This window comes from Microcystis sp. M061S2 (assembly GCF_020245605.1).
GTDB lineage: Bacteria > Cyanobacteriota > Cyanobacteriia > Cyanobacteriales > Microcystaceae > Microcystis.
The window spans coordinates 1-11,608 of the sequence record NZ_JADBUP010000061.1; the positions used below are offsets into that span (position 1 = coordinate 1).

13 protein-coding genes and 1 pseudogene are annotated in these 11,608 nt (G+C 43.0%); 7 read left to right on the forward strand and 7 right to left on the reverse strand.

All coding sequences use genetic code 11. The features are described from left to right. Positions 1-154 (reverse strand): annotated as a pseudogene (locus IM475_RS11060) (photosystem II q(b) protein); the annotation flags it as partial. 185 nt (positions 155-339) lie between these two features. On the opposite strand from IM475_RS11060, the gene cynS reads away from it, so the two are divergent. After that, positions 340-777: a cyanase gene (gene cynS, locus IM475_RS11065; RefSeq protein WP_287660042.1), complete on the forward strand. Its 438-nt coding sequence runs from the start codon at positions 340-342 to the stop codon at positions 775-777. A 365-nt stretch (positions 778-1,142) separates the two neighbouring features. Here cynS and IM475_RS11070 read toward each other — a convergent pair whose 3' ends face one another. Together IM475_RS11070 and IM475_RS11075 are read right to left on the reverse strand one after the other, a co-directional pair. Further along, positions 1,143-2,954 (reverse strand): sodium:solute symporter family protein, encoded by a 1,812-nt coding sequence (locus tag IM475_RS11070; protein ID WP_287727577.1) that lies wholly within the window; start codon positions 2,952-2,954, stop codon positions 1,143-1,145. Between the two features lie 43 nt (positions 2,955-2,997). Then, on the reverse strand, positions 2,998-3,366 hold the full coding sequence (locus tag IM475_RS11075) for a hypothetical protein (protein WP_287727578.1): 369 nt from the start codon (positions 3,364-3,366) through the stop codon (positions 2,998-3,000). 153 nt (positions 3,367-3,519) lie between these two features. Between IM475_RS11075 and IM475_RS11080 the strand changes: the two genes are divergently transcribed. After that, a complete protein-coding gene (locus IM475_RS11080) occupies positions 3,520-3,693 on the forward strand; it encodes a hypothetical protein (RefSeq protein ID WP_172970560.1) in 174 nt (57 codons plus the stop codon). 11 nt (positions 3,694-3,704) lie between these two features. Here IM475_RS11080 and IM475_RS11085 read toward each other — a convergent pair whose 3' ends face one another. Beyond that, a complete protein-coding gene (locus IM475_RS11085) occupies positions 3,705-4,307 on the reverse strand; it encodes a chromophore lyase CpcT/CpeT (protein ID WP_287727579.1) in 603 nt (200 codons plus the stop codon). Between the two features lie 77 nt (positions 4,308-4,384). Then, positions 4,385-5,410, reverse strand: a complete 1,026-nt coding sequence (locus IM475_RS11090; RefSeq protein ID WP_287727580.1) for a cyanophycinase — start codon at positions 5,408-5,410, stop codon at positions 4,385-4,387. 220 nt (positions 5,411-5,630) lie between these two features. Here IM475_RS11090 and IM475_RS11095 point away from each other — a divergent pair, with 220 nt between their 5' ends. Further along, positions 5,631-6,779: a substrate-binding domain-containing protein gene (locus IM475_RS11095; protein WP_287660047.1), complete on the forward strand. Its 1,149-nt coding sequence runs from the start codon at positions 5,631-5,633 to the stop codon at positions 6,777-6,779. 101 nt (positions 6,780-6,880) lie between these two features. Here IM475_RS11095 and IM475_RS11100 read toward each other — a convergent pair whose 3' ends face one another. Continuing rightward, entirely contained in the window at positions 6,881-8,110 is a 1,230-nt protein-coding gene (locus IM475_RS11100) for a site-2 protease family protein (protein WP_287727581.1), read from the reverse strand. A gap of 63 nt (positions 8,111-8,173) precedes the next feature. On the opposite strand from IM475_RS11100, the gene ruvA reads away from it, so the two are divergent. From ruvA to IM475_RS11120, 4 genes are all read left to right on the forward strand, one after another. After that, positions 8,174-8,803, forward strand: coding sequence for a Holliday junction branch migration protein RuvA (gene ruvA / locus IM475_RS11105; protein WP_287727583.1), 630 nt, complete (start codon positions 8,174-8,176; stop codon positions 8,801-8,803). A 520-nt stretch (positions 8,804-9,323) separates the two neighbouring features. After that, positions 9,324-9,809, forward strand: a complete 486-nt coding sequence (apcA, locus tag IM475_RS11110; RefSeq protein WP_002739012.1) for an allophycocyanin subunit alpha — start codon at positions 9,324-9,326, stop codon at positions 9,807-9,809. 79 nt (positions 9,810-9,888) lie between these two features. Continuing rightward, positions 9,889-10,374: an allophycocyanin subunit beta gene (gene apcB / locus IM475_RS11115; protein ID WP_002738786.1), complete on the forward strand. Its 486-nt coding sequence runs from the start codon at positions 9,889-9,891 to the stop codon at positions 10,372-10,374. Between the two features lie 189 nt (positions 10,375-10,563). Further along, positions 10,564-10,767 carry a phycobilisome linker polypeptide gene (locus tag IM475_RS11120; protein ID WP_002739162.1) on the forward strand — a complete coding sequence of 68 codons (204 nt, stop codon included), beginning with the start codon at positions 10,564-10,566 and terminating at the stop codon, positions 10,765-10,767. 52 nt (positions 10,768-10,819) lie between these two features. On the opposite strand, the gene msrB is transcribed toward IM475_RS11120, so the two are convergent. Then, positions 10,820-11,236, reverse strand: coding sequence for a peptide-methionine (R)-S-oxide reductase MsrB (gene msrB / locus IM475_RS11125; protein WP_287660050.1), 417 nt, complete (start codon positions 11,234-11,236; stop codon positions 10,820-10,822). Between the last annotated feature and the right edge of the window lie 372 nt (positions 11,237-11,608).

Here is an 11,608-nt window from a genome sequence, read left to right on the forward strand (position 1 = left end):
AGGCGATGATGAAGCAGGTGGTGGCGGTGAGCAGGGTGGGGATCATGATCACACCGAACCAGCCGACATAAAGACGGTTGTTGGTGCTGGTGATCCACTGGCAGAACTGCTCCCACAGGGAAGCGCTCTCGCGCTGTTGTAGAGTTGTAGTCATGGTTGGATAATTTCTGTATGTATTAGGTTGTCAAGGTTCGTTGTTTGACATGAGTTAATACTATCGGCTTTTTATAGTTATGTAAAGGGGTTTTAAGGAATATTTTTTTATCAATGTCATAACTTTTACTTATATAATTGATGTTCAGGTAAACTAGAAGCAGACAAATTCTGCAAAAATAAGCAATGATACCCGAAATTACCGCAAAACTATTGGAAGCGAAGAAGGAAAAAGGACTGAGTTTCGCTGACCTAGAAGCGATTCTAGGACGAGATGAGGTGTGGATTGCCGCTGTTTTTTACCGGCAAGCGAGCGCCTCCCCAGAGGAAGCATCGAAAATTGTGGCAGCTTTGGGACTGGGAAACGAAATCGTCGCATCCTTAACCGAGTATCCTGTCAAGGGATTGGGTCCGGTTGTCCCCACCGACCCCCTGATTTATCGTTTCTACGAGATCATGCAGGTGTATGGAATGCCTCTAAAATCGGTGATTCATGAAAAATTCGGCGATGGTATTATGAGTGCGATCGATTTTACCCTCGACGTGGATAAGGAGGAAGACCCTAAAGGCGATCGCGTTAAAATTACCATGTCGGGTAAGTTTTTATCCTATAAGAAGTGGTGAGTCCGGCTAAAGTCAACGGTAAGGGATTTCTATTCCTTGCCGCTTTTGCTATTTTTCTTAACAAAACTTAACAATTGACAGCAAAATTTTGCTTGCTTTTTTTTGCAGATTTTGGGACAATATTTTTAAAAGAGTTTACTAATAATGGGGATCTTAGGAACCAAAGCTAAACACAAAAGTCCCATTATAAGATAATCATAACCCAAGCCGCCGCAAAAGTCAAGGGATATCTCCTAATTCAGTGATCAGTAATCAGTAATCAGTGAAAAGACAGTAGGAAACTGGCATTTGATGAGGCTCACTTAATCCATACTGCACACTTAAAAATCAAATCTGATAACTGATAACTGATAACTGATAACTGCCTAACCTAAATCTCGGTCTTTAGTGACGGTAATTTCCTTAGATAAATGTCGATACCAAGTAAAATAGAGACCGATGGAAAGCAAAAGAAAAACCAAAGCCAAAATCTTCAAACTTTGCCACTGCTTGATGATTAAAACAATCCCCATCATAAAGAGGACTAATTGCCAAGGAACGGTGAGAAAAGCGGCGATGATATCCCGTTGATTTTCCGCTTTAATTTTTGCCTGTAGGTTAGGTTTAACACTTTGACGGACTTCTCCCCAAAAGCCAAAAGGTCGGGTAACATTATAGAAATTTTCCATGACTAAACTATCGGTAGGAGGAGTTAACAAAGTAGCGATAATACAGCCAGCTAAAGCGAACAAACTCGGCACAAGAAAGAGAATATATTCCTGATATTGACTGTGACGAAAGAAAGGTAAAATTATCACTTGTGAGGCAATAGCCGCAATCATTCCCGCTAAAGTTCCCACAGCAAAACCATAACCATTAAAGCGCCACCAATACCAACGTAATAGGAGAGGAACTGCTAATCCCACCCCTAATCCCGTGGTTAACCAACCCCAAATATCATTGACATTTTGGATATTAAAACTCAAAACTAAGCCAATTACTACCACAAAAACCGAGGCCAGACGACCTTGAAAAACTAACTCCTGTTCTCCCGCATTCGGTTTCAAAAAAGCTTGATAGATATCTTTGACCCAATAGGCAGCACTAGCATTAATAACCGCATTAAAAGTGGACATAGCCGCCGCTAAAAAAGCAGCAATTAATAACCCCTTCATCCCCACGGGAACGTATTGAGTAATCACCGTGGCCAGAATTCTTTCCGGATCTGTAATCGTGCCTTTAGTTAAACCGTAGTGAATACCTAAAACCGCAAAAGCTGTGACTAACGGCCAACGGAAAGAAAGCAGAATAATCCAGAATAAAGATAATAAACCGGCATCTCGATCGCTTTTGGCGGCTAGGTATCGTTGTAACATATAACCACCGCTGCCGCTGCAACCTTCGATGATGGTTTTAACTAAATAAAAGAAAATCACCCCACCAAACAAATTAAAGATGGCATAATCTCCGGGTAAATCCAAAGTCATCGAAGGAAAAATACTAGCCCAGTCGCTTAAATTCCAAGTTTTTGGCTCCGTTGCCCCCGGAATTGCCACCGTGAAACTATCGGGAAGATTGACAGTAAAAAAAGCCACTGTCGATACATAAATTACCGCTACAAAAATCAGAAACCCTTGAAATAAATCGGTAATTACCCCACCATAAAAACCACTGGCGACTGTATAAATTAACGTTAAAAGAATTAATATCACCGAAGCAAGACGATCATCCATACCCAGAAACTGCCCTAAAAATTTCCCCCCCGCAACGGAGAAATAACTCATCGCACCGATAGAGAATAAGAGAGTGGCGACGGCGCTAATAATTCGGGCAAAATTTCCCTGTTTTCCCGGTCCAAAGCGAAATTGCATCCATTCCGCCATGGTCATAACTTGGGCGCGGCGATTCCATTTACCCATAAAAGCCATGAGAAAGGCCATAATTAGGACAACACCGCCGCGGATTTCGATAAATAGTCCTTTGGGACCGACGGCGTAAATTAGGGCAGAAATGACCATAGTTCCCGCTAAATCGGTGTTAGCCGCCATTCCCGACACCCCTAACATCCACCAGGGCAAATTGCGATTACCTAAAAAGTAGGATTCTAGACCTTGAGAAGCTTTTTTCTCGGCGATAATCCCGATTATTAGGGTTCCTGCCAGATAAAGCAGCACAATTACATAATCAATTAACTGCATAGTTTGGATCAATTTAACTTTCGATCGTTATAGCATCAATTGACTACGATTTCTGGCTAACGGTTTCTTTTTCTAAGATTTGCACCCGTTGCTCTAGCTTTTTTAAATCTTCCTTTAATTCAATTACTAAAGTAGCTAAACGCTGGAACAGTGGGTCACTTTCCCCGACTACTTCCCCATTTACTATACCCGTTCCCGATCGCCGTTGGGGAATCGGAGCGGCATTTTCCCCGCGGATGGATATTCCTCGAATCTGACTTTCAAGGCGCTCGACTCGATTGCGAAGACTAATTAACTCCGATCTTACCGCCGTATCCGATTGTGCCTTGCTGGCATTAACAAAACTCAGTATTAGCAAAAGGGAGATAATCAGCGTTAAAAAGCCAGAAAAAGAGATTTTAGCTAATTTCATCGATTTTACCCCCTATCTATCTTACCCGACTTAATGTTAAGAAACGTGGCTAAATCTAAAGCTTAATTGCAATTCCGCCCCCGGGTGATTAGTTGCTCAAAAGAGGATGATAAGGTAAAAAACACGATTTTGTCGAAATTTGGCCTTATCTCTATGTATAAAAACTCGGATAAAGATTTTCTCGGAGCGGCAATCACGGCCGGTTTAGGTGCGGGAATCGTCACTTCTTTTGCTGTCAATCAAGGACAAGACATCGGTACAGCTTTAGGAATTACCGCTTTAGCGGCTCTTTGCGGTGTCGTCTGCCGTCATTTTGACCTAATGTGATGCAATCTTCCTCACACCTCCAATTCTGCCGAAAAATCCCGTTTTTTCTCGTATTGATAGGGACCGAGCAGAGCGCCCCAAATTCCCTTACCGGTGCTGGGATCTAGACCTTTATCGTAGGTTTTTAGGCGATGACTCGTTACCTCGAAACCTAAAGCCACCTGATAGGTTGTACCCTCATAGGTGAATTGACAGCGCTGTTCCGGTTGCGGTTGGGCGATAAACTGGTATTGATTATCAGCGAGAGTATGGACTTTGACCGCTAAAGTGCAAGTAGGCAGGAAAGTTAGGTCTTCTAAGCTAATTTTTCGCAAAATATCGGGATTTTTGCCCGCACCTTGCACGGATTTCAGGTCATTAAACATATAATGCCTCACCTCTAACCCTGCCGATTCCGAGCGCGTTAATCGCCACAGTCGCGGTCGGTAGGGTTGGTCTAAATTGATGATACTGGCTTGTTCGGCAAAAAGCGCGATGCTGTCTTCCCGAAATAAAGGCAACGGACGCAACCATAAGCGCAGGTGAACGTACCACACCGGTTCTGCTTGTGCTTGCCGTTGATTTTCAAATTCACCCGCGAGATACCGACCGAAAGTGATTAATTCAGGGGTCATAGCTCAAAAAATTCTCCGTATTGCCTCAAAATTAATCATAAAACCCATAGAAATCACTTTTTTGACAAAAATGACCTTTAGGCTACCAGAACCCGCTTAAACCCAGCTATTCCCCCTTTAGTGTACCAATATTCCCAGCGACCGCCAGCAGCACTAGACCAATCCTTGAGGTCAAATTTACCGCTGCCGGAGGGAGTTCCTGCGATGCGATAGACTTTCACCGCTTGACCGTTATTATTCCAGATTAAAGGTCGATCCGGCTCCATCTGTTCGGGTAGAGTCCTGTTAGTTTGCAGAAAATAGGCATCTTGTCCCTTATCGGTGCCGTTGCCATAGACTTTGGCGATACCATCCTCATCGATCGCCAGAAAAGCACCTTCTTCTAAACCGATAGCGTAGGCAGGTAGTTGATTGTGATTATCGTGTACATTGCGGGCTAAAAAACCAAAAAGGCGACCATATCTTGTTTCGGGATGATCTTGATTGAGTCGATCCAAATGGGTATCTGTCACCACTTTTTTGAGAAAAGGAACCCGAATAAAATCACTCCGATAGAAGTCTTTGGTGTTGAAGTGAAAGGGATTATTTAATATTTCCGAACTCAGGACCCCTTCGTGAGTGGGCGCGTAGTAAAAATCACCCAGAATAGCCATTCCTGCGCTGGTTCCCGCCACGGGAACTTTTTTCTCATTGATCAGATAATTGATCGCTGTTTCCACCTTTGTGCTTTCCCACAAATCCTCGTACTGATTTTGATCACCACCGGCAAAAAAAAGAATATCGGCATTACTAATATATTCGATAACATCAGGATGATTCGCCCCTTCACGACTATCAATTGATAGTTCCGCCGCCGAGCCGATCAGGGAGGGATAATTGTCGCAAATCCAATCGGCTTGACTGCCAAGATCGCCAAAGCGCAACACTAAGTAATTACCGCCTTTAGCCCGATTCAATAACCATGTGGTCGCCTGATCTTCTCCTAACTTACCTTCTTCCGCTCCCCCGATTAATAAAATACCCGATCGATGTTTTACAGACTGAAAATTGGCTTTTCCACAACGACAAGAATAATGGAAATCTCGATCATGATTGTTTGACATAGTCTGATACCCTCTCCCCTTAGCTTACTGCTTCTATCCTAGCTTTAACTAGGACAAAATCAGAGTTTTCTACCATAAAAGTTAACAACAAAGCCGATCTATAGCTGAAATCGGTAGCGGCAAAACTCCCTAGTTTACATTCTGTTAAAAATCGTCCTATAATAATTTAAAGCTAGAAACTGGCAATTATTACTGTTGAAGTTGAGAATCGGCGGGCGATATGTTAAACAGACGTTCTTTTTTGCAAGGATTAGGTACAATCGCCTTAGCGGGGGGTTTAAGTGGCTGCGCTTCCAGAAGCGGCGATCCGAGCATTTTTCTCCTATCCGGTTCGATTCCGCCGCGATTACTAACAGATTTTCAGAAAACTATTGCCGAAAAAAAAGTCAATTTTCAGTCGGAAAGGCAGCTGAAAGAGCTATTAAAATTGTTGGAAAAATGGTTAAAAAATCAGGAGCAACCAACCTCACAATTTTCGATTCCTATCCCTTTTAGGGAACAAAACCCAGCGATGGGTAATTTAGTCACCCTAGGGGATGCTTGGCTAGGAAAAGCGATTACTAACGGTTTAATTCAACCCCTAGATACTTCTCAACTTTCTAATTGGTCAAAACTGCCCCCCCGTTGGCAAGAAAATATGACTCGCAATGGCCAAGGACAACCGCAAACAGAGGGTAAAGTCTGGGGTGCGCCCTACCGTTGGGGAATGACAGTAATTGCCTATAATGAGGAAGAATTCGCTCAATTTGACTGGCGACCACAGGATTGGTCTGATCTATGGCGACCGGAATTAACTGGTAAAATTGCCCTAATTGATAATCGTCGCGAAGTCATCGGTTTAACCCTAAAAAAATTGGGTTATTCTTATAATTTTAGTTATTTAAAACAAGTAATGGGACTAAAAGACCAGCTATTCGCTTTACAAAAACAGGTAAAATTTTATAGTTCTCAACATTATTTACAGCCCCTGATACTCGGTGATGTCTGGCTATCTGTGGGTTGGTCTAATGATATTTTACCAGTGAGCGATCGCTATAATAAAATTAAAGTTGTTGTCCCCAAATCTGGTACTTCTCTCTGGTCAGATGTGTGGGTAAAACCGGTTTTAACTACTCCTAATTCTCTTGTCGAGCAATGGATTGATTTTTGTTGGCAACCAGAATCCGCCACTAAAATTTCTTTATTTACCTCCGGATTATCACCCCTAATTCTCACTCAAAATCCCGACCAAATTCCCCCAGATATTAAAAATCATCCTTTACTTGTCAATCCAGAAGCGATCAAAAAAAGCGATTTTTTAAACCCTTTATCCCCAGCAACCGAGCAGGAATACGAGCAATTATGGGAAGCAATGCGACAGTCAGTATAGTCAGGAGATACTAGACAAAATTCTGCGAGAATATTGAGGTGAAAATTACATTTACCTAACTGATTCTAACTGATAACTGCTCACTGATAACTGCTCAGTGATTAAGCGGTTTGACTTTGGGTTTCTTGAGCGAGAAAAGTAAGGATAGAAGCTTTCTCAATTAATCCCAAAACCGTGCCGTTTTCTTCTACCACTGTCACTTGAGATAAATTTTCGCCTTCCAAAATTTTCACCACATCTAAGAGGGAAGTATTAGACAAAACCAGTTTAAGACTTTCGCTAGTTTGTAATAACTGTCCGATATTTACCTCTGTCCATTGGGAAGTGGGAATTGTTTTCAGATCCTCTACATTAATCACTCCTAATAGTTTACCTTCGCTATCGGTAACTAGGAATTTAGACCATTGTTGTTTACCGATAACATAATTATTAGCAAACTCGCGCAGGGTTAAATTAATCGGCACTACAGGACTATTAGGAGAGATAACATCTTTAGCGGTGTAGCGACTTAGGAAATCTTGAACCTTAGCTGATTGAGCGGAAAAGCCAGCGTTTTGTAGGAGGAAAATGCCAATTAATAGCGTCCAAAAACTGCCAAATTGACTGATTCCGAGAATTGATAGCGCACCGATGACAATCGCTAACCAACCAAAAAATTGACCGAAACGACTAGCGAATAAAACCCCTTTATTGGGATTGCCTGTTACTTGCCAAACGACGGCTTTAAGGATATTACCACCATCTAGAGGTAAACCGGGGATCAGGTTAAATAACCCTAGGGCGAGGTTGATATAGGCCAGGAGAGAAAGAATCGCCGCCAGGGGCGCATTTAAGCTAATATTGGAACCAATAATTAGGAAGATACCGAAGAGCAGTAAACTAACTAAAGGGCCGGCAATTGCTACTAGAAAAGCTTCTAGGGGAGTTTTCGATTCTCTGCCGAGAGTTGCCAAACCACCGAATAAAAAGAGGGTAATTGATTTGACTTCAATACCTTGGGCGATAGCAACAAAACTATGACCTAATTCGTGGGCAACCACGGAGGCAAATAGGAGAATAGCGGCAAAAAATCCTAACAGCCAGGGCATGATTCCTGTTAACTGGGGAAACTGACTTAATTCTCCCCCATAGGTTAAGGTAATTAACCCCAGAACAAAGAACCAAGAAGGATTAATATAAAAGGGAATTCCAAAGAGATTCCCGACTCTAATGTTGCCATTCATTTTGTATCTTCTCCAATTATTGGGGACTAACGCCAAGAAGATTAGGTTATCAATTACGCCATTCACTTCTGTTAACAATTGTAACAAAAATGAAAATCTCCCCGGCATTCCTTCAGGGAGTAAAAACCGTCATCCCTGTGGTTCGGTTATTTTCGTAGGAGAATTAAATCAATGATTAATTATTTACGGGGACAAGCGATCGAGGTGATCAAAACCCCTAATAACCGACTGATCTTGATTTTAGACGTAAACCAGATCGGTTACGAAATCCAAATTCCCTCGCGATTAGCCCTAGACATCGGCAAAGATAACAATGATAGTTGTCAGATTTTCACTCACCTACTCCTTCGCGAGGAGCAGCCTTTATTATACGGTTTCGGCACCGCCCCAGAGCGAGATCTGTTTCGTCAACTGCTTTCCGTCAATGGAGTTGGAGCGCAATTAGCCCTAGCTTTAATCGATACCTTGGGGATTGAGGAACTTGTGGTGGCGATAGTGACAGGAAATACTAAAATTTTGAGCAAAACCCCCGGAGTCGGCTTAAAAACAGCAGAGAGAATCGCTTTAGAGTTAAAAACTAAATTGGCAGCATGGCGACAACTAAGAGAAGCGACGACGACAACCACGGCAATACTACCGGCAGCGGCAATCCTTGAAGATGTGCAGATGACCCTTTTGGCTTTAGGATACAGCCGAGAGGAGATCGATCGAGCTATCGCAGTCCTCAGTCAAGATGCTTTATTTAGTAAAAATACTCAGCCAGAAGACTGGATTAAAGGGGCCATTAATTGGCTAGGCTAAATCAGGAGACAGCCTTTTCAGTGATCCGTGATCAGATGCGAGTTTTCAGTTCACTAGACATCTCCAAAAATTATAACCCAATCACAGCTTGTTTTTGGTCTATGTACTAACTAAGTAGTTCGATACCCAAAATGTATATCTATCGTTGCTAATTCAATTTCACTGAAAAAATATGAGGCAATTAAAATCATTTTTATTTGGGTAGATTTCTTAACTAGAGAGACTTTTAGCCTTGAGATAATGTTAGATCGAGGTTCACTGTTTACTGTTTACTGTTTACTGTTCACTGACAAATCGCTCCCCACTCCAGCGCTCCCTTGTGAGGGCAAATGTTAAAAAGTATTACGAAAGTAGCGAGAAGGTGAACCAGATGCCGCAAAATAGTTGCGTTAGGTCGCTCTAGCTAGGGAAGTCTTGAGACGCTGAGGCGGAAACGAGATAACTTGAGCCTAGTGACCACAACTGCTATAAAATGTCAGATTAAGTTTATTAATCTCACTTAGTTGGGAGGAATCCATCAATGAGTATCGTCACGAAATCGATCGTGAATGCTGATGCTGAAGCTCGTTACCTCAGCCCCGGCGAACTAGACAGAATTAAAGCCTTCGTTGGCAGTGGTGCCGCTCGTTTACGCATCGCTGAAACCCTGACCGGCGCTCGCGAAACCATCGTCAAACAAGCTGGCGATCGCCTATTCCAAAAACGTCCTGACATCGTTTCCCCCGGTGGCAACGCTTACGGCGAAGAAATGACCGCTACCTGTCTGCGTGACATGGACTACTACCTACGTTTAATCACCTACGGAGTAGTTGCTGGTGATGTCACCCCGATTGAAGAAATCGGTTTAGTCGGTGTGCGTGAAATGTACAAATCTTTAGGAACCGACATCGGTGCCGTAGCTCAAAGTGTTCGCGAAATGAAAGAAGTTGCTACTGGTCTTATGTCTTCTGACGATGCTTCTGAAGCTTCTTCCTACTTCGATTACGTGATCGGCTCTATGTCGTAGAATAACTCCTTTGTGAATTGTTCTAGACACACCCCTCGTAAACCTCTTAAGATTAAGCAAAACTCAAGGAAGAACCACCATGCAAGACGCAATTACTTCTGTTATCAACTCTGCTGACGTTCAAGGCAAATACCTTGACGCTTCTGCTCTCGGCAAACTGAAAGGCTACTTCGCCACCGGTGAACTGCGCGTGCGCGCCGCTAGTGTCATTAGCGCCAACGCTGCCGGTATCGTTAAAGAAGCTGTCGCGAAGTCCCTGTTATACTCTGACGTAACCCGTCCCGGTGGCAATATGTACACCACCCGTCGTTACGCCGCTTGTATCCGTGACCTCGACTACTATCTCCGTTATGCTACCTACGCTATGTTAGCTGGAGATCCTTCTATCCTCGACGAGCGCGTTCTCAACGGACTGAAAGAAACCTACAACTCTTTAGGTGTACCCATCTCCTCCACCGTTCAAGCTATCCAAGCGATGAAAGAAGTCACCGCTAGTTTAGTTGGTGCTGACGCGGGTAAAGAAATGGGGATTTACTTCGACTACATTAGCTCTGGCTTAAGCTAGAAGTAACGAACTCGAACAAAATAGGTTCGGGAAGCCGAGGATGAGTGCTAGGTCTTTAAAGGCTGAATCTGTCCAAGATAGGTTTTGACGAGCTAGTATTGATCCTTGACTCCCGACCTTTGTTATTTTAGGAAAAAGCCTTCGTTAGTTTGAGCGACAAGTTTTTCAGCGATTAGGAGAAATCAATCCATGCGGATGTTCAAAATCACCGCTTGTGTTCCAAGCCAAAGCCGCATTCGGACACAACGGGAATTACAAAATACCTATTTCACCAAACTCGTTCCCTACGATAATTGGTTTCGTGAGCAACAACGCATCATGAAAATGGGCGGCAAAATTGTCAAAGTGCAGTTAGCTACTGGCAAACCAGGGACTAATACAGGTTTACTGTAATTGGCTGCCACTGGAACTTAAAAAAAGAGGTCTTTCCAGACCTCTTTTTGCTTTAGGAATTTTTTTCAAACTGCAAAGCGGCAGAGTTGAGACAATAGCGTTTTCCCGTCGGGGGTGGACCATCATTAAAAACGTGACCGAGATGAGCATCACAGGCGGCACAAACAATCTCTGTCCGCACCATGAAAAAACTAACATCTCGTTCGTACTTAATATTAGCCTCGTTAGCAGCGGTCCAGAAACTCGGCCAACCAGTACCCGAATCATACTTGCTGTCAGAAGTAAATAACTCCGTACCACAGCAGACACATTTGTAAATACCTTTTTCTTTATTATCGTGATATTTACCCGTAAAAGCCCGTTCTGTTCCCTTTTTGCGGGTAACTTGGAACTGTTCGGGAGTTAGCTGGTCCCGCCATTCTGCATCGGTTTTACGAACTTTTTCTACCATAGTCAGGACAACCGCCATTATGATTAAATTTCTCTTTTTAGTCTAACCTGAGTTCGAGATCCAGGTTTTTTTCATAAACATGAAGTATGACCTGATTTGGCATCGGCTTCTGATGACGGACTCCCAAAAAGGAAAACTTGGTCAGGAAACCCTATAAACTTAGCATAAGCTGAACTTATATCTTCAACAAGTAATACTTTTGTCAACCCCCTTTACAAACCGATACAAAGTCTTTAAGATAGAGACATCATCAATCGTACCTCGATAACTTAATAGGAATCATAAACCAATGACCACCACCTTACAACAGCGCGAGAGTGCTTCCCTGTGGGAGCAGTTCTGCCAGTGGATCACCAGCACCAACAACCGTCTTTATGTCGGCTGGTTCGG

What these genes read in the sequence shown, in the direction of transcription:
- cynS (WP_287660042.1), top strand. Translation starts at nt 340, where the DNA reads ATGATACCCGAAATTACCGCAAAACTATTGGAAGCGAAGAAGGAAAAA.
- IM475_RS11070 (WP_287727577.1), bottom strand. Translation starts at nt 2,954, where the DNA reads ATGCAGTTAATTGATTATGTAATTGTGCTGCTTTATCTGGCAGGAACC.
- IM475_RS11075 (WP_287727578.1), bottom strand. Translation starts at nt 3,366, where the DNA reads ATGAAATTAGCTAAAATCTCTTTTTCTGGCTTTTTAACGCTGATTATC.
- IM475_RS11080 (WP_172970560.1), top strand. Translation starts at nt 3,520, where the DNA reads ATGTATAAAAACTCGGATAAAGATTTTCTCGGAGCGGCAATCACGGCC.
- IM475_RS11085 (WP_287727579.1), bottom strand. Translation starts at nt 4,307, where the DNA reads ATGACCCCTGAATTAATCACTTTCGGTCGGTATCTCGCGGGTGAATTT.
- IM475_RS11090 (WP_287727580.1), bottom strand. Translation starts at nt 5,410, where the DNA reads ATGTCAAACAATCATGATCGAGATTTCCATTATTCTTGTCGTTGTGGA.
- IM475_RS11095 (WP_287660047.1), top strand. Translation starts at nt 5,631, where the DNA reads ATGTTAAACAGACGTTCTTTTTTGCAAGGATTAGGTACAATCGCCTTA.
- IM475_RS11100 (WP_287727581.1), bottom strand. Translation starts at nt 8,110, where the DNA reads ATGCCGGGGAGATTTTCATTTTTGTTACAATTGTTAACAGAAGTGAAT.
- ruvA (WP_287727583.1), top strand. Translation starts at nt 8,174, where the DNA reads ATGATTAATTATTTACGGGGACAAGCGATCGAGGTGATCAAAACCCCT.
- apcA (WP_002739012.1), top strand. Translation starts at nt 9,324, where the DNA reads ATGAGTATCGTCACGAAATCGATCGTGAATGCTGATGCTGAAGCTCGT.
- apcB (WP_002738786.1), top strand. Translation starts at nt 9,889, where the DNA reads ATGCAAGACGCAATTACTTCTGTTATCAACTCTGCTGACGTTCAAGGC.
- IM475_RS11120 (WP_002739162.1), top strand. Translation starts at nt 10,564, where the DNA reads ATGCGGATGTTCAAAATCACCGCTTGTGTTCCAAGCCAAAGCCGCATT.
- msrB (WP_287660050.1), bottom strand. Translation starts at nt 11,236, where the DNA reads ATGGCGGTTGTCCTGACTATGGTAGAAAAAGTTCGTAAAACCGATGCA.